This is a genomic window from Vibrio sp. T11.5, assembly GCF_027587155.1.
Lineage (GTDB): Bacteria > Pseudomonadota > Gammaproteobacteria > Enterobacterales > Vibrionaceae > Vibrio > Vibrio neptunius.
Window position 1 is genome coordinate 133,911 of the sequence record NZ_JAPPTP010000009.1, and the last position, 16,269, is coordinate 150,179.

Below are 16,269 nucleotides of genomic sequence, written 5' to 3' on the forward strand. Positions count from 1 at the left end.
ATGCGCCAGTGCTACACACGGGCGCTATTTTTAAAACCCTCGCCGTTTCCAAAACTCACCCTCATCACGGCTGTATATATCGAACGTTTTATCAGCGATGAGCTTGCCGCTCATTTCGATAGTCATTCGCCACTTGCCAATATTGGAGTCAAAGCCGTGAATCGGATCCAATAGTTGGATGGTATCACCGAGATAAAAATCCCAGTCGTTACTGCCAATGTGCAATTCACCTGTAAAAGGCTCCAACACTTGGCCCTTTTTCCCTAACACTCCGGGGTGTTCAATACAGTACTCGATAACTTGCCCTTTGGCTTTTTTGATATTGACAATCAAACCAAATTCAATATCCGAATCGGCTGGCACTTTTGTTGTAAATTCCTGTATCTTCGGTAGATGCTTTGCCTTCGAGTCCCACTTGCTATAGATGCCGTAAGACGTCAATTCTACTATGGCTGATCTTTTCGCCATTCTTGCCACCGTTTTTTCATTTGTTGAATAGTAACCGATGTTACCCCGTGAATATTGCCATAGTTATCTTTACACTCAATGATTTCAAACTCGGCACCGTATCGCTGTGCCATCTGATAGTAAGGCGCGATTTCCCATCTCATAACAAACGTATTCGACACGACCACACTTTGCCCATTGAGCAAGCTGTCTTGCGTCATGTACTGACACCAATCATGAGCCTCGGCAATATGTTCTGGTCTGAATTCATAATCACCGTTGTCATCAACAAAGTACATGTCCGCTTCGTAATGATTTACACCTAGGGTTTTAGCCAGAGTACTTTTCCCTGAGCCAGGCAAGCCGCGAACAATGGTCAGTTTTAAGGTCATAAAAATGGTTATATCGAATAATGAAGCGCTGATCTTAGCGTAAATAGGCATAAAAATGCTATCGACATCTCATTTCGTTTGAGTTAACTTTGGAAGTATAGACGTCCAAAAAAAGCTTAGGGAGAAAGCTGTGCCGATCAAGATCCCCGACCAATTACCTGCCAGTGATGTATTACGCCAGGAAAACATCTTCGTAATGCCTGAATCTCGGGCATCGACTCAGGAAATCAGACCACTCAAGGTATTGATTCTTAACCTTATGCCGAAGAAGATAGAAACCGAGACTCAGTTTCTTCGTTTACTTTCCAACAGTCCACTTCAAGTCGATATTGAGCTACTGCGTATTGATGACAGACCAAGCAATAATACGCCGATCGAACACCTTGATAACTTCTATCGTCAATTTGAGATGGTGAAAGGACGCAACTTCGATGGACTGATTATTACTGGTGCTCCTCTGGGCTTAGTCCAGTTCGAAGATGTTATCTACTGGGAGCATCTACAAGCAATCATGAGTTGGGCGAAGCAGCATGTTACCTCAACCCTATATGTCTGTTGGGCTGCGCAAGCCGGTTTAAAACTGCTTTATGATTTGCCAAAACGCACACGTAAAGAAAAACTCTCCGGAGTTTATCACCACCAAATTCATCAGCCATATCACCCGATACTACGTGGCTTCGATGATACGTTTCTTGCTCCCCACTCACGATATGCTGACTTTTCTCCAGAGTATCTAGCCGAGCATACTGATTTGGATTTACTCGCCACCTCAGATGTTGCAGGTGTGTATTTGGCCGCAACAAAAGACAAGCGAAATGTATTCGTTACAGGCCATCCCGAATATGACGCGTTTACACTTCATAACGAGTATATTCGTGATCTTGGTGAAGGTATGGAACCCGTCATTCCGGTGAACTACTACCCAAACAATAACCCGGATAACAAACCTATCGCGAGCTGGCGTAGCCATGGCCACCTACTTTTTTCAAACTGGCTCAACTATTGTGTTTACCAGCAAACGCCTTACGATCTGGATCACTTCAGTGAAGCAAACTTTACTAAGGACGATTGAAGTCAGCGATACTGATTAGTTGTTTGATCTCGTTAATCACCTTCGGGGTATTTTGCCAAAGAATAAAATGCCCCGCCCCTTGCACTTCTATGAATGTTTTCTCTGCCCCTGTTAAGCGCTGAATCGCAAATATTGAGTTTTTTGGATCGGCAATATTGTCTTCATCACCATGAATCAAAGTCACAGGCACTGAGTCCAGTAAGCCCCAGTCTTTATTGCTCAACTTGGAAAGCTCATCAGCCAGCGGCATCATTTCTCCATTTGACTTTTTCCAGTTGTCAGACAAAAACACACTGACCAACCAAGTATCTGCAAGCTCGTTATACCATTTTGGTTCCTCTAGTTTGGGATCGAAGGCAGGCGCCACCAGCACCATCCCCTGTACAAGATTGGGGAACATTAGTGCAAGGTTCAGAGCAATTGGACCACCAAGGGAATGGCCAATGAGAATGTTAACTTTGTCTTTAGAAAGTAAGGACTCTATCGACTTTGACTGCGAATCCAAATCCGCTGCGAGCGCTTTTGGAGACTGGCCATACCCTACACGATCCACAGAGATAAGCTCGGCATTTTCCAGCAACCATGCATCTTTAAGATACGCTTCATACACCTCTTTGTTACCCGGTGAACCATGTATGAAGATCAACCGATAATGACTGGCTTGGTTGCCCTTTGCTACATAAGCAACACCACTGCGAGCAAAATGAGTGGTGGTATCCAGATCTGAAGCAATGGACGACTTTATCGATAGCCCAGCGAGGAAGCTTAAAACGGTTGCACCAACGACCTGTTTTCTCACACTTCTTCTCCTTTATTTTCTAGCATAGTTACCAAGTCACTCGCATGATTACGTTCATTTTTACCAGACCGGATAAACCTCGTTATACATTCAGGATACTCGGAACTTTCTTCAGCTATGTTATGCGCTTCTTTTATCTCGTCGTTACCATGCTTTTACCCGCCTGTGTCACAATTGACACTCCATTGGTTACCTCGGATGCACAACATAAGGCCGATGCGCGAGTCACATTAGGCTTTGGTTATTTGCAACGAGGCAATAGAGTGAAAGCAAGAGAGAACTTCCAGCAAGCATTGGAGCACGCACCAAAATATTTTCGTGCTCAATTGGCGATGGCGCATTATCTCGACCAAGCTTCAGAGTTCACCCTCGCAGAATACTGGTTTCAAAAAGCGATTTCTCAACATCCTAATAATGGGCAGTTGCTCAACGATTATGGTCGTTTTCTGTGCAAGCAATCTCGCTATCAGGAAGCGAGCGTACTGTTCGAAAGAGCGGTACTGCAACCCAATTATTATTATGTTGCCGACAGCTATGAGAATGCCGCATTTTGCGCATTGAAAGCAGGCCAACTAATGACTGCCGCTCGTTTCTTTGAACGGGCGATCGCTCATGATCCGAGCCGGCCGCAGGCCATTTTAAATCTAGTGCAACTGGAAATAAATCAAGGAAAATATGAATCCGCGCAAAACCGTCTAACACAGTTTCATCAGCAGTTTGGCGTTCAGGCACTATCACATCGGCTCATGGTCGAGTTAGAGCTCAAAAAACGTCGACGTTCCGCTTTACCCAAGCCATAAATTTCTCGACAAGTTTATCGTTTTTTCCGTTGGGAGAGTGGAATCTTACGGCGATGGCGGACTCGCGAAGCGCGCTGAATTTTGAGATATTCTTTGTAAACAATATAAATAAACCCGAGTAGGCCAGAGGCAAACAGAAGCGCAAAAAATACAAGTAGACTGTCGCACAGCCAATCAGGTTCACAGGGCATATAAATTTCAAACTCCATATACCCTCCATTGAGTCTTCGACAAGATTAGCTCTTAAGTTTCAGCCACTTTTGGCGTTCGGCTTCCGCTTTAAATGTCCAAGCGATAAATCGGCTCACTTTTTGCCCTTGGCTCATTTCCACCACTTTCACCTCTTGAGCACCCGCTTTTTCGAGGTTTTTTCGCATCCATCGCACATTCTCTTTCTTCGAGATCAACGTAGAGAACCACAGGACTTGCTGCGCAAAATCACGGCTTTCAAACGCCATGCTTTTTACAAACGCGGCTTCGCCACCTGGACACCAGAGCTCTGCTTTTTGACCACCAAAGTTAAGTATAGGTGACGACTTAACTTTCATTTGCTCAGAAGGCTGACCACGCTTACTTTTACTGGCCGATAAGTTTTTGATCTTTCTTTCTGTGCCTTGCTGTGCTTCTTCTAGTGACTTATGAAAAGGCGGATTACAGGTGGTTACGTCATAGAATTCGTTTGGTTTGATAATACCTTTAAAGAAATGACGGCTATCTTTTTGCAATCGAGCTTCAACGCGCCCACTCAGTACCTTATTCGACTGGGCAATGTGATTAGAATTATCAACTGAAACAACATCAACATCAGAGCCTACATAGTGCCAGCCATACTGAGTCACACCAACGATAGGATAAATACAGTTAGCCCCAAGCCCGATGTCTAGTGCACGAACTTGATTATGTTTCAGGCTTTTGCTCTCTTTGGTTAATATCTCAGCGAGACGATGAATGTAGTCTGCACGCCCAGGAATAGGTGGGCACAAATAACCTTGTGGTATGTCCCACTCTGTGATCCCGTAGTGGTGAGCAAGCAAAGCCCTATTAAGCAATTTAACCGCTAACGGATCGGAAAAATTGATGCTCGACTCGCCCTTGGGGTTCTTCACGATATGCTTTTTAAGCTCAGGTGTCGCTGTTACCAATTGATTGAAATCATAACGACCATGGTGAAGATTTAGCTTATGGAGACCTGCTTTGTCTTTTATCATGGTCACTTTCATTTCCAAGCGAACAGTATCATTTGTCGTTTTTGAATGGGCGGCTTTTTTCTGCTTAGTCATAAGTTACTTATTTGCTTTCTCAACCACGTCTGTATAAATCATGAACAGGCGAGCATCCAACTCAAGTTGATGATAGTCAGGCTCCATATAGCAGCAGAGCTGATAGAAGGCCTTGTTATGTTCTTTTTCTTTAAGATGGGCAAGTTCGTGAACCACTAGCATACGAAGCAATGGCTCCGGTGCATTCTTAAACACACTAGCAATACGAATCTCATTCTTTGATTTTATTTTTCCACCATGAACCTTCGTCACATAGGTATGCAGCCCCAGAGCATTGTTGATAAGGTGAATTTTGTTATCGTAGATGACTTTGCTCAAAGGCGCCGTCTTCTTCATATAGCGGTTTTTCAGCGCCATTGTATAGTCGAACAGCGCTTTCTCGCTCTTTATGGTGTGGTTGTCAGGGTAACGCTGTTCAAACCAATTTTTTAAGCGGCCGGACTCTACCATCTGAGTCACAGGCGTCACAATATGTTCAGGGTAACCTTGGATGTAACGAAGCGCTGGGTTCATAGGATAAGTTTCAGTCAGCTAAATTGGAGACGAGTAAGTCTACCTGAATCATACTTGCCATTCACTGTCTTTTCATTACACTCTGCTGCAAAGAAAGAGGTAGGACATTAACAATGAAAAGACTTGTGCTGTATGTAAAGGATAAATGCCCTCACTGCAAAGATGCACAGCGGTACCTAGACGAAAAGGGTTATGCATACAGATTAACCAACGCAAAAATGCAACGGGGCAGAAAAGAGCTAGATGCTATTGGAGCACGTTCATTACCCGTGCTCAAAATTGGTGATCGCTATATGATTGGCTGGAACCCCAGAAATTTCGAGAAAATGTATAACTCGAAGTGATCATGCTTCACGCATCGTATTGGCTTCTATAGGTTTTAACGTTGCGTGAAACACTTCATCCAGTTTGTCAGAGCTGATAGGCTTTGTGATCACGTCCGCGCACCCCTCAGAAATCATCCTTTCTCTCGTCTGTTCGAACGCATCCGCTGTACAGCCAATAATCACCGGGGGATTGGCTAAATTGAGCGACATAATGGTCTTTGTTGCTTTCATGCCATCCATTACCGGCATATGATTATCCATTAAGACACAATCAAAGTGTTGTTGTTGAACTCTCTCAACCGCAAGTTCACCATTCTCAACCGCTTCATACTCAAAGCCTTTATTTTTAAGAAATTTGCCTAGGACCAGCGCATTAACTCGAGTATCTTCAGCAATTAACACCCTCAGTCCAGTACCATCAAAAGGAGAGAGTCGTTCTTGTTTATTATCGCCCTGAAGCACCTTTTTCAAACCGACAGGAACCACAATAGTAAACCTACTCCCTTTACCTACCTCACTGGTAAGATTAAGCGTGCCATTCATAGCCTGAACCAAGTCCCTCGTTATCGATAAACCTAAGCCAGTACCACCGAACCTTCTGGTTGTATCACTCTCAGCCTGTGAAAATGGGTCAAAAATTGCTGACTGTTTCTCTGGGCTAATACCTATCCCGGTATCGGAAACATCAATATGAAGTTCATTACCCTGATTCTGTTCTACCACATTTAAAGACAACACAATGCTACCCTCAGATGTAAATTTGAGGGCATTACTTAGCAGGTTCTGTAGGATTTGTAGTATGCGAGTCTCATCTGCCACTAGCGCACGTTCGCAAGATTGAGAGTACTCACACTTAAACTCCAGCTGTTTCTCTGCACACAATGGGGCATAAAGTCGAGCCAGCCTTTCCACCACGTCTTTCAGCAGAAACTCAACTTTTTCTAGATCCAGCTTACCCGCTTCAATTTTAGAGAAATCAAGTATGTCATTCAGCACGTTTAACATGTGTTTTCCTGAGCCGAGAAATGTATCCACATACTCCTGTTGTTCTTGGTTGAGTGGCGTGTTTTTGAGGAGGTCACCAACGCCAAGAATACCATTCATTGGTGTTCGCAGCTCATGACTCATTGCCGCCAAAAATTGGGATTTTGCGATGTTTGCCGCTTCTGCTTCAATCGCCTTAATCTTCAAAGATTCTTCCAATTCTACGCGCTGAGTAATATCCCTCTCAACCGCCATAAAACCCTCTATCTGACCATGCCTAGAGTATAAGGGTGTCAGTGCAATTTCTATCCAGTATGAACGTCCTTCCTTGTTGTAGTTCAGTAGCTCGAAGAATCCAGGTTCTCTGCGATCTATCATTTGTCGTATTTTTCGTGTAGTTCGCTTATCGGTTCCATCGCCTTGAAGCACGTCTCCAGGCTTTTTACCGATAATTTCTGACAGACAATAACCTGTAAGCCTCTCAAATGCCCCATTGACCCATGTTACCTTGGAATCGAGATCGGTGAACACCACAGCATCGCGCATATGTTTCACCACCCGAGCTAAACGGGCCGATTCCGCCTCACGTATTTTTAGCGACTCAGATTGCTCATAAAGCTGCTGTTCAGATTCCGCTAGCTTGCGAAATGGTGAGACTAAAATTCGTCGCCCAAAAACGAACATAACGAACAATGTCAAACTAGTAGCGATCACCATCCCTACAAACAGGCTGCCCGTTAAATTCGATTCTGCATCAATGACAAGTTGTGGCGAGACAGAATACAACAAAGACAAATCAGTCCCGGCAATAGGAAACCTATCCATCGTCCAATTGTTAGGAGCTTGCATGTTCCAATTAAGTCTGTTTTGGGCAATGCCAAACCAGTGCATACTGTCAGTGCCCAAGCTTTCGAAAAACTCACTTTCATTCAGTGACGTAACATAAGTGCCTAGCCCTTCAGCATAACCATTGTAAAAAATCGGCGAGCTAACAAGGAGGTAATCACTGCCAGCATGTTGGTAGAGTGAGTACGAAGGCTTTTCCATTAGAGCCTCGTTTTCGATACCGGTCGTGATGAAGGTATGCACAACGTCAGGCAATGTTATCTCCTGATAAACGTTACCACCCGAGAAATCATAGATGTTTACGTAAGCGGTCGAACCAGAAGACTTGAGCAGCTCAAGTTGATCTTTAAACGCACTCTGATCACTCACTCCCTCTAAGACTGCACCTTTAGTAACAGGGTGAGAGGTCACGCGCTCAAGTCTCTGCTCATGCAGTTTTAAAAACTCAAATACGTACCTCTCAATGGCAACGAACTTTCCTTTCAAGCTTTCACTTATCAAGATCTGAGCGGTTTCTCTGGCTTGATGTTGAACAAAAGCAAAGCTCGCAAGCATAAAAACGCAGGCACCAACGATGAGAAACAACGAAAACAGATGCATTCCATTTTTCTTATCAAACTTCAACATAGACCTGCGTTACCTTTGCGTTTTAGATGGACTTAGGAATCAGCTTGACTGCGTTTTTATCGTCATAAGTCGCCATACAGAAATCATCTGCACCCAAGGCCTCATGCGCGTCAAAATTATCTTCAGTGAACGGAATGAACGGAGTACGATACTCTTTAATCAGCCCCTGAACTGGCACATCCATCGACTCCAATGCTTGCTTTAGTGCAATTCGGTTTTCTTCAGCATCATCAGTTAGCTCCACTGTGCTAGCGGCTTGAAGAAATACCTTGGCCAAGTCGTAACCGTGAACAAAACCGGCAGGCGCTTCAATATTGGTATCTTCAAAGTAAGCCGGAAATAGGGTTTGCGCATCCTTGAACACATTCTGATTGAAACGGTTTGACTCTGAGCTGTAGAAATTGAAACACGATTGAATGAAATGAAGGTTAGCTTTTTCGCGAATAGTGAAAGGCACATTCTGTGCAAACTTACCGCCAGTAATGCCCCAGTGGCTATATATCGGCATTTCCACGCCAACGCTGGCCACACTCTCAACAATGAGCTTGCCTTCACGGCTGTTAGCCACCAGCAGAACACAATCGCCTCCGCTCGATTGTGCTTCACGAATCAAGATTCGCGCATCAACATCTTTGATTCCCCAATCAAACCAGCTGGTTTTTACGCGTTCGGCCAAATCTTCAGGTAAAGCAGACATCATCGCTTTGTAGTTTGACTTGCCCCACCCCGTGTTTTCTAGCATCAAGTGAGGCTGTTTGCACTGTTGGCTTAACGCGTAATTAACCAGTATTTTCCCTACTTTGGAATCATCAACCGAAAGACGGAATACATAGTTTTCCTCGGTAGAAGGATATCGAGTGATAGGCGTCCCTGCAGCCCAAGGGACCAAGGTCAACATTTTTGATTTATTGATGTACTCTCGGTATTTGATCAATGGCGGAGAATGCAGGCCACCGATGTAAACCAACCCGTCGCTGTCTTTGAGAAAACGGTCCATGTTTTTCTTACTGCGTAGGACATTTCCTCTATGGTCAGTGGTCACAAACTCTACTGGAATACCTGATATTTGGTTGCCTTGCTGAGAGAAAGCGACCTTGACTCCATGCTCAATAGAGAGTGCTGATTCCAGATGCCCTGTCCTGTCTGCATCAAGATAGATCTTAAGCACATCGGGTTTTGCAGCCTGTGCCACGCCGACAAACATCGCGACGACTACAATTAAAAATGTCCTAACCATATATATCACCAACCTAGACGTTATAATTTAGTTCTCTAGTTAGCCTAGGAAAGCATGCCGTTTTTTCCAGTAATTTGTTGACTTTAATAAACAAAAAAATAGATTTCATTCACTCTTCAAGATACAAGCCCGCGTTTACTGTATCAATGGTAATACTGTTACGATCACCTTGAAAAGAAACGTGCACTACACATATTGCTTCACAAACTCGATAAAGGTTCGGTCTGCAATTGAGAGGTAAGCATTCTTTCGCCATGCTAGGGATAAGGTAAGATTAACCGGTTGGTCAAAGGGAATAGCCACTACGTCTTTTTCATGCTCTGTCACCAGCTTCAAAAGTGCAGTGATTGCAAACTCATGTTTCACAATACTGAGTATCATTGGCAATAGATTCGTTTCAAATGAAAACTTCATTTCTTTGTCGTGTAAACGCGCCTTTTTCTCGACAAAGTCACGGTGGAAATAACCGGGCTTAAACATGACTAGTTCATGTTTGAAAAACTCTTCAAAACTAATGCTTTTTTTCTGTGCCAAAGCATGTTCCGGCCCAACAACAGCAACCATTTCTACATTCAATAAATGGTCTGTTTCCAGATCTTGCGGAACATTTTCATCATCAATCACGCCGATATCGAGTTCACCATCCAAAAGCATCTTTCGAATAGATCGGGTCCCCGCATCAATTAGCGTGAGCTTGAGATTAGGATAATGCGATTTGAACGCCATCAGGACTTGGGGAAAAAAGTAAGACCCCATCATACTTGGCGCACCAAGTCGAACTTCTCCTTTTTCAAGGCCTCTCAGTTCATCTATTGCTAACTTGGCATCATCAATTTGCTGCAAAACACGCTTGGCGTGTTCATAGAGCACCTTGCCCTCATCGGTGAGCGTGACACGCCGCTCTTCTCGTCGAAATAACTCTACACCTAATTGTTGTTCAAACTTCTTGATTGAAATACTCAGTGCAGGCTGCGCAATATGCAACGCTTTTGCTGCCATAGTGAAATGGCCATGCTCAGCAACGGCAACAAAGTGCTTCAAATGTCGAGAGTCCATGACTACTCCATAAATAAAATATATTACCGTGATATTTTTAATATATTTTATTTATCCAGATTTCACTGATATTTTGATCACAATAACTCACTGAATCACTAGAGTAGTTAACAATAATGATCGAACTCGGAAGCCAAGATTACCGACGGGTAACACTGAGCCTTGCCCTCGGCTCATTCATCGTATTTTGCAACCTATATTTGTTTCAGCCTATGCTGCCTTATATGGCTCAGCACTATGCCGTCTCAGAGACTAAGATTAACTGGCTGTTTGCTGCGAGTACGTTGGCGCTTTCTTTAAGTCTGGTACCGTGGGCAGTGGCGTCTGAGGCTGTGGGTCGAAAGAGGATAATGCTTGCAGGTCTTCTCGCCATGCCTGTCATTGGTATCGGAATGCTCCTCTCTCCTTCACTTCTTAGCTTGGTTGTCATGCGTACACTCATGGGAGTCGCTTTGGCTGCTTTCGCTTCTGTAGCAGTCGCTTACATGGTGGAAGAGCTGTCGCCTAACGCTTTCGGCCAAGCAATTGGTGGTTATATAGCGGCCAACTCACTCGGCGGCATTGTAGGGCGTATTGTCGGCGGTACTCTTACAGATGCCTTCGGTTGGCAACAAGCCGTGATTGCTATGGCGGTGTTTACCTTGATTGGTGCAATCAGCGTATGTGCTTTATTGCCAAAGCAGAAGCACTTTTCTCCCCAAAAAGGGATGCTTCGCTACCACAACCGTGCATTGGTTAAGCACCTTAAAAATAAAACCGTTTGGTTTGCCATGCTAATTGGTGGGGTAAATTTTGCTTTGTTCGTTAACTTGTACTCAGTAATGGGCTTTCGCCTCGTTGAAGCACCACACTCGCTCCCTATTGGCCTAACCTCATTGATTTTTCTCTGCTACTTACCCGGAACCTTGAGTTCAAAACTCACGTCCGTATGGAACCGATATCATCAGCCCATTTCAGGCATGGTTTGCGGCACAATCTTAAGCCTGATCGGTATGGTCGTTGCCTATGTCGATCGGATACCATTTATGATTATCGGGTTAGCACTTATCAGCTTTGGTGCCTTCTTTACACATACGCTGGCCTACGCCTGGGTTAGTCAAAAAGTAAACCAAGCGAAAGCCACTGCAACAGCTCTATACCTCGTCCACTACTACGTTGGTGGTAGTCTAGGAGGCTTTTTCTTAATTTACTGCTGGCAACATGGTGGTTGGGCGTACGTTATCGCAGGCGGAATGCTGTTGTATCTAATGATTTTTACGCTGTGCTACAAACTGAATGTGATTCACCACAGTTCATCAGAGCTGGAGAGTGAGGCGACAACTGGTTCAACATCTGAGTTAAAGACAACACATTCCTCTCACTAGAGTTATTTCGACGCTTACAGCCCCAAACCGAATCTGGTATTCTTGCTTCCAAATTGAAAATTGGAAGTAAGATGACAACCCCAAGCTCAACCCAAACCATCGCAGAGCATGTTAATCAATGGCTTAACAATGTGGTAATTGGTCTAAATTTGTGCCCATTCGCTGCTAAACCACAACGCAATAAACAAATAAAAATATTTGTCAGTGAAGCTAAGCAAGAAGAGACATTGCTGGAAGACATCCTCAGCCAACTCATGGAGTTAGAATCTAAAACCGCTGAGGAGTTAGAAACCACATTGGTCGTTGTACCAAACATGCTTGAAGATTTTTATGACTATAATTTGTTCATTGACTGGGTTGAAGCATTAATCCGGCAGCAAGGCTGGGAGGGAACCTACCAGTTAGCGACATTCCATCCAGACTATTGTTTTGGTGGAGCACAGCCCGACGATGCAGAGAACCTGACTAACCGCTCTCCTTACCCTGTGTTCCATCTTATTCGAGAAGAAAGTATGGAGAAGGTGCTCAAACATTATCCGGACCCTGAATCTATCCCCGATACCAACATAGCTCGCGTTGAATCCCTTAGTCAGGCCGAGTTAGTGAAACTTTTCCCTTACTTGTTTAAGCGGTGATCGCAACATGAGTGGAGACCTGTCTCTACTCATCATTTATGAGGTTCTAGAGCACGGGTCACAACTCGGTTTCGTCCCTGATTTTTAGCCTGATAAAGCGCTTCATCAGCCACTAAGATGAGCTGGTCAAGTGTTCCCTTCTGGCTATCAACCTGCGACTCGATTCCAAAATCAAACTCACACACACCAATGGATACCGTTATAGGGACCCCATCGAGGAGAATTTCGTGGACAGATTGATGAAGTTCTTCGAACAGTTGACGCCTTTCAAGTTCGGTTCTCTCGGGCAGCCAAACGACAAACTCTTCTCCCCCGAACCGAGCAATAAAGTCTCTTTCAGACAAACAGGACTGTAGTTGTTGCGCGGTTTTCTTTATAACGTCATCACCGATTTGATGACCGTAAACATCGTTGACCTTCTTGAAGAGATCAATATCAATCACGCCCAATGAACCTTTACCTGATGCGAGTTTCATACGTTCGATATCAAGGTGGATGGTTTTGAACATAGATCGGCGGTTGGCGATGTTGGTCAATGCATCATGATAGGCTTGATACTCTAGTTGGCTATTCAACTTTCGCAACCGCTCTTCCTGCTTACGGCGGATCAACTCCACTTCCACCCAAGACGCCATTAGCTTGAGTACATCAATGTCGATATCTTTGAACTTCCTTGGGTAAGGAGATGCAGATGAAAAATTCAGCGTACCAAAAATTTCATCGTCAACAAAAATTGGAATACCAATGTATGACTCCAATCCAAACGCTTCGTAAGCGGGGTGTTTTGCATACTCATTGCTTTCCCCCATATGCTCAATAGATACTGGACCAAATGAACCGCAGGTGATTTGGCAATAAGTAGATTCATAGCTAAACGTATCGCCGGGTTTTAGCTCTACCCCCTCCGACGTCACACAATATAGTACAGTATATAACTCGCCATCAATTCGGGATAAAATACCAATATCCAGATTAAAACGTTCCAAGCCCATCATGATGAGCTGGGTGATCTGAATATCAAATCCTTTCTGATAATCGTTAGTAATCTGATAAAGTCGTCTTATGATCTTTTCACTTTCACTCGTTACAACCATATCCTGTCCTGATATCTAGTATTTCTTATAAAGAAGATAGACTTATCCCGCTAATGATATCAATAACCTGACGCACAAAACGTTCAACATTTAGACCTCAAAGCATTTATTTTCTTGCTGTAATGGCACGTTTCATGACGCTTTGTTAGTATGTCGTGATAATTACCAAATGCAGGTTAAGTGAATGCACCTATCCAAACTTACTCAAGAAATCTTTGACCATCTTTACCGCGACATTACTGAGTTTCGTACTACTTTCGACTTGCCTGTTGCCTCACCAGAAAGCTTAGACCAAAAAGCGGATACACTGCATACCTCTTTAGCAGTAGAAGAGCTTACCGAACTGGCAGAAGCGGATAATAAGACAGAACAAGCGGATGCTATCGTCGACAGCGTTTACGTTTTGATGGGCCGTCTAGTTCATTTGGGTGATGACAAGGTTGAATCGAACCTTGCGATCAGTTATTTGATTGACCTACTGCTTAATGTTGCCGTTAATCGTGGCATCAACTTTATCCCATGTTGGGACGAAGTCCACTCAAGCAACATGAGCAAGGTTTGCCGCAACGAAAAAGAATACGCAGAGACAGAAGCCCATTACGCTGAACAGGGCATTCAATTAATGGCGGTGCAAAAAGGTGATTACATCATCGCAAAATGTGCCGAAGATTTTGTTTCTGAAGCGAAAACTATCCGCCAAGGCAAGGTATTGAAGTCTGTTTACTACCGACCTGCTGATCTGGCGCCGCTAACGGCATAAACCTCCAGATAAAAAGCCGCCACCTTCGGAAGTCCTTAGGTGGCGGAAGCTGCCATAGTCATAAAAATGGCTTATTGTTGTCAAATGTCCGGTTTCCCTTCACATTGACTAAGCCTAACAAGAACGAGAATGTATCGTTTTTATTAAAGCTAAACTTATGCCAAGTTTTTACAAACCGTAACTTGTTGATTTTTATAAGAATGACATTTCCAGCAATTTACGTGGAGTTGAGACGTGCTCAAATATAGTGCGTAACGCACTATATTTGAGAATTGTCTAATGGGGCGATTACCTGATTAATCAAAGATTAATACCGGTTCTCCGTTAAAATCCGTTTTTTGAACTCGAGTTTTGAATACTTTAGAAAGCTCACTTGGCTCGAATACCTGCTCTACAGAACCTACTTTCTGAATAACGCCTTTATCCAATAATAAAGCCTTATCGGCATGCTTAAGCGTTCGATTAAGGTCATGATTAGACATCAACACAGTGATACCCATATCAGCAACTTTACGAATCAGTTTATAGAGTAACGCTTCCTGACCTATATCCAGTGGCGCCGCAGGCTCATCCAATATAAGAAGCTTCGCATAGGGATTTAGAGACGGCCAGATTTGCAGGCATATTGCACATAACCTCACTCGCTGCCACTCGCCTCCAGACAATTGGTGAATCGAACGATGAAGCTTATCCTCCAGTTCAAGTACACCCACCAGCTCTTTGACGACTTGTTCCACCGTATCATCCAAGTTCTGCACAGAGCTTGGGAGTGACAGGGAAAGATATTGTGAAACCTCAAGATTGAAAGCAGGACGATCACTTTGGTTCAAAAATCCGCGATAACTTGCAAGGCTCTCAATGGAACTACTTTTAACGTCTAAATCAAAAATCGTCGCGTCACCCTCAAAGTCTAACAAGCCAGCAACCGCCGTCAGCAAGGTGCTTTTACCACTGCCATTTGGACCAACAACATGAAGCACTTCACCTTTGTCTACAGAAAACGAAAGCGGCAGCAAACGTGAGCCAACCGATAAACTATTAACGTGAATCATGATGTTTCACCAGCATCCAGATAAAGACAGGAGCCCCGATGGTTGTAGTGACTACTCCAAGGGGCAGCTCAGCAGATTCTAGGGCGACTCGAGCAATGATATCGGCAAACACCAACAGCATCGCACCAGACAATGCGGAGATAGGCAGCAAATATCGATTCTCACTACCCAATGCAAGCCTGAGAAGATGAGGAACGATCAAGCCAATAAATCCAATCACACCACCAAGTGCAACTGCGCCGCCAACCAGAATCGACACGGCTAAGATTAACTTCCAGCGCACAGCTTCCACGTCAACACCAAGCTGCTTAGCATGCAACTCCCCCATCATCAGTTTGTCTAGTGTCTTACCTTTCATGCATAGCCAAACAAGTACAGGGAAAAGAGTCAGCGTCAATACGTGGTGATACCAGCTTGCACCACCAATGCTGCCCATTAGCCAATACATTAACTGTCTTAAGCTAAGATCGTCGCTGAAATAGAATGCCCAGGTAACAATAGCGCCTGTCAAAATGCCTAACGCCACCCCAACCAACAAGAGTCTAGTAGTACTTAAACGCATGACTTTCGCCATTGAAACCAGCAACAGTGTAAACACCAATGCGCCAATGACAGCGGCGATCATAAACCCGATGGGTGTTGCAAGCGCAGGAAGGAAAAACAACACAATGACCATCATGACACTGGCGCCACCAGAAATGCCAAGTACACCGGGTTCTGCCAGAACATTACCAAGTAAAACTTGCAGCACAGCACCAGAAACCGCCAACGAGGCGCCTATGGCAATCGCGGCAAGCAGTCTTGGTAAACGAAGTTGAGTGATCAGTTGCTGTTGAAGATTTGTCAGCTCAGAAAAAGGAGAAATAAATACTTCGCCAACCATCAGATGCGTCGCTGAGAACAGAACAAGCGCAGATAGGATCACAATATAGTAGCGCTTCCAGCGTTGATGCCTACGGCTTAGTAATTGACTCAGTTCCATGCA

17 protein-coding genes are annotated in these 16,269 nt (G+C 44.2%); 6 read left to right on the forward strand and 11 right to left on the reverse strand.

Going from position 1 to position 16,269, the window contains the following annotated elements; translation table 11 throughout:
- Window positions 1-30 precede the first annotated feature (30 nt).
- Both OH455_RS11660 and OH455_RS11665 read right to left on the reverse strand, forming a co-directional pair.
- Complete coding sequence (locus tag OH455_RS11660) at window positions 31-468, reverse strand: DUF3859 domain-containing protein (protein WP_269981494.1); 438 nt, start codon at window positions 466-468, stop codon at window positions 31-33.
- Complete coding sequence (locus OH455_RS11665) at window positions 447-890, reverse strand: ATP-binding protein (RefSeq protein WP_269981495.1); 444 nt, start codon at window positions 888-890, stop codon at window positions 447-449. Before OH455_RS11665 ends, OH455_RS11660 begins: the two co-directional genes overlap by 22 nt.
- 79 nt (window positions 891-969) lie before the next feature.
- On the opposite strand from OH455_RS11665, the gene metA reads away from it, so the two are divergent.
- Window positions 970-1,911, forward strand: a complete 942-nt coding sequence (metA, locus tag OH455_RS11670; RefSeq protein WP_269981496.1) for a homoserine O-acetyltransferase MetA — start codon at window positions 970-972, stop codon at window positions 1,909-1,911.
- Here metA and OH455_RS11675 read toward each other — a convergent pair.
- Window positions 1,898-2,710 (reverse strand): alpha/beta fold hydrolase, encoded by an 813-nt coding sequence (locus OH455_RS11675; protein ID WP_269981497.1) that lies wholly within the window; start codon window positions 2,708-2,710, stop codon window positions 1,898-1,900. The genes metA and OH455_RS11675 overlap by 14 nt on opposite strands.
- A 44-nt stretch (window positions 2,711-2,754) precedes the next feature.
- Here OH455_RS11675 and pilW point away from each other — a divergent pair, with 44 nt between their 5' ends.
- On the forward strand, window positions 2,755-3,510 hold the full coding sequence (pilW, locus tag OH455_RS11680; RefSeq protein ID WP_269981498.1) for a type IV pilus biogenesis/stability protein PilW: 756 nt from the start codon (window positions 2,755-2,757) through the stop codon (window positions 3,508-3,510).
- A gap of 236 nt (window positions 3,511-3,746) precedes the next feature.
- Here pilW and rlmF read toward each other — a convergent pair whose 3' ends face one another.
- Together rlmF and OH455_RS11690 are read right to left on the reverse strand one after the other, a co-directional pair.
- On the reverse strand, window positions 3,747-4,790 hold the full coding sequence (rlmF, locus tag OH455_RS11685) for a 23S rRNA (adenine(1618)-N(6))-methyltransferase RlmF (protein WP_443088600.1): 1,044 nt from the start codon (window positions 4,788-4,790) through the stop codon (window positions 3,747-3,749).
- 3 nt (window positions 4,791-4,793) lie between these two features.
- A complete protein-coding gene (locus OH455_RS11690) occupies window positions 4,794-5,303 on the reverse strand; it encodes a M48 metallopeptidase family protein (protein WP_269981499.1) in 510 nt (169 codons plus the stop codon).
- Window positions 5,304-5,416: 113 nt separating this feature from the next.
- Between OH455_RS11690 and OH455_RS11695 the strand changes: the two genes are divergently transcribed.
- On the forward strand, window positions 5,417-5,647 hold the full coding sequence (locus OH455_RS11695; RefSeq protein WP_045976037.1) for a glutaredoxin family protein: 231 nt from the start codon (window positions 5,417-5,419) through the stop codon (window positions 5,645-5,647).
- Here the strand turns inward: OH455_RS11695 and OH455_RS11700 are convergent, their stop codons facing one another.
- The 3 genes from OH455_RS11700 to OH455_RS11710 form a co-directional block, all read right to left on the reverse strand.
- The gene (locus OH455_RS11700) at window positions 5,648-8,086 is read right to left on the reverse strand and encodes a hybrid sensor histidine kinase/response regulator (RefSeq protein ID WP_269981500.1); all 2,439 of its coding nucleotides are present in this window, start codon (window positions 8,084-8,086) and stop codon (window positions 5,648-5,650) included.
- A gap of 22 nt (window positions 8,087-8,108) precedes the next feature.
- On the reverse strand, window positions 8,109-9,323 hold the full coding sequence (locus tag OH455_RS11705) for an ABC transporter substrate-binding protein (protein WP_269981501.1): 1,215 nt from the start codon (window positions 9,321-9,323) through the stop codon (window positions 8,109-8,111).
- Window positions 9,324-9,509: 186 nt separating this feature from the next.
- Window positions 9,510-10,379 carry a LysR family transcriptional regulator gene (locus OH455_RS11710; protein ID WP_269981502.1) on the reverse strand — a complete coding sequence of 290 codons (870 nt, stop codon included), beginning with the start codon at window positions 10,377-10,379 and terminating at the stop codon, window positions 9,510-9,512.
- Window positions 10,380-10,495: 116 nt separating this feature from the next.
- On the opposite strand from OH455_RS11710, the gene OH455_RS11715 reads away from it, so the two are divergent.
- Window positions 10,496-11,743, forward strand: coding sequence for an MFS transporter (locus OH455_RS11715; protein WP_269981503.1), 1,248 nt, complete (start codon window positions 10,496-10,498; stop codon window positions 11,741-11,743).
- 71 nt (window positions 11,744-11,814) lie between these two features.
- Window positions 11,815-12,378, forward strand: a complete 564-nt coding sequence (locus tag OH455_RS11720; protein WP_269981504.1) for a DUF1415 domain-containing protein — start codon at window positions 11,815-11,817, stop codon at window positions 12,376-12,378.
- 32 nt (window positions 12,379-12,410) lie between these two features.
- Here OH455_RS11720 and OH455_RS11725 read toward each other — a convergent pair whose 3' ends face one another.
- Window positions 12,411-13,472 (reverse strand): sensor domain-containing diguanylate cyclase, encoded by a 1,062-nt coding sequence (locus tag OH455_RS11725; protein WP_269981505.1) that lies wholly within the window; start codon window positions 13,470-13,472, stop codon window positions 12,411-12,413.
- Between the two features lie 184 nt (window positions 13,473-13,656).
- On the opposite strand from OH455_RS11725, the gene OH455_RS11730 reads away from it, so the two are divergent.
- Window positions 13,657-14,232, forward strand: a complete 576-nt coding sequence (locus OH455_RS11730) for a nucleoside triphosphate pyrophosphohydrolase family protein (RefSeq protein WP_269981506.1) — start codon at window positions 13,657-13,659, stop codon at window positions 14,230-14,232.
- Between the two features lie 296 nt (window positions 14,233-14,528).
- Here the strand turns inward: OH455_RS11730 and btuD are convergent, their stop codons facing one another.
- Window positions 14,529-15,284, reverse strand: a complete 756-nt coding sequence (btuD, locus tag OH455_RS11735) for a vitamin B12 ABC transporter ATP-binding protein BtuD (RefSeq protein ID WP_269981507.1) — start codon at window positions 15,282-15,284, stop codon at window positions 14,529-14,531.
- Window positions 15,271-16,266 carry a vitamin B12 ABC transporter permease BtuC gene (btuC, locus tag OH455_RS11740; protein ID WP_269981508.1) on the reverse strand — a complete coding sequence of 332 codons (996 nt, stop codon included), beginning with the start codon at window positions 16,264-16,266 and terminating at the stop codon, window positions 15,271-15,273. Before btuC ends, btuD begins: the two co-directional genes overlap by 14 nt.
- Between the last annotated feature and the right edge of the window lie 3 nt (window positions 16,267-16,269).

What these genes read in the sequence shown, in the direction of transcription:
- OH455_RS11705 (WP_269981501.1), bottom strand. Translation starts at nt 9,323, where the DNA reads ATGGTTAGGACATTTTTAATTGTAGTCGTCGCGATGTTTGTCGGCGTG.
- OH455_RS11660 (WP_269981494.1), bottom strand. Translation starts at nt 468, where the DNA reads ATGGCGAAAAGATCAGCCATAGTAGAATTGACGTCTTACGGCATCTAT.
- OH455_RS11710 (WP_269981502.1), bottom strand. Translation starts at nt 10,379, where the DNA reads ATGGACTCTCGACATTTGAAGCACTTTGTTGCCGTTGCTGAGCATGGC.
- OH455_RS11720 (WP_269981504.1), top strand. Translation starts at nt 11,815, where the DNA reads ATGACAACCCCAAGCTCAACCCAAACCATCGCAGAGCATGTTAATCAA.
- rlmF (WP_443088600.1), bottom strand. Translation starts at nt 4,790, where the DNA reads ATGACTAAGCAGAAAAAAGCCGCCCATTCAAAAACGACAAATGATACT.
- OH455_RS11715 (WP_269981503.1), top strand. Translation starts at nt 10,496, where the DNA reads ATGATCGAACTCGGAAGCCAAGATTACCGACGGGTAACACTGAGCCTT.
- OH455_RS11695 (WP_045976037.1), top strand. Translation starts at nt 5,417, where the DNA reads ATGAAAAGACTTGTGCTGTATGTAAAGGATAAATGCCCTCACTGCAAA.
- pilW (WP_269981498.1), top strand. Translation starts at nt 2,755, where the DNA reads ATGATTACGTTCATTTTTACCAGACCGGATAAACCTCGTTATACATTC.
- OH455_RS11730 (WP_269981506.1), top strand. Translation starts at nt 13,657, where the DNA reads ATGCACCTATCCAAACTTACTCAAGAAATCTTTGACCATCTTTACCGC.
- OH455_RS11690 (WP_269981499.1), bottom strand. Translation starts at nt 5,303, where the DNA reads ATGAACCCAGCGCTTCGTTACATCCAAGGTTACCCTGAACATATTGTG.
- btuD (WP_269981507.1), bottom strand. Translation starts at nt 15,284, where the DNA reads ATGATTCACGTTAATAGTTTATCGGTTGGCTCACGTTTGCTGCCGCTT.
- OH455_RS11725 (WP_269981505.1), bottom strand. Translation starts at nt 13,472, where the DNA reads ATGGTTGTAACGAGTGAAAGTGAAAAGATCATAAGACGACTTTATCAG.
- OH455_RS11700 (WP_269981500.1), bottom strand. Translation starts at nt 8,086, where the DNA reads ATGTTGAAGTTTGATAAGAAAAATGGAATGCATCTGTTTTCGTTGTTT.
- OH455_RS11665 (WP_269981495.1), bottom strand. Translation starts at nt 890, where the DNA reads ATGCCTATTTACGCTAAGATCAGCGCTTCATTATTCGATATAACCATT.
- btuC (WP_269981508.1), bottom strand. Translation starts at nt 16,266, where the DNA reads ATGGAACTGAGTCAATTACTAAGCCGTAGGCATCAACGCTGGAAGCGC.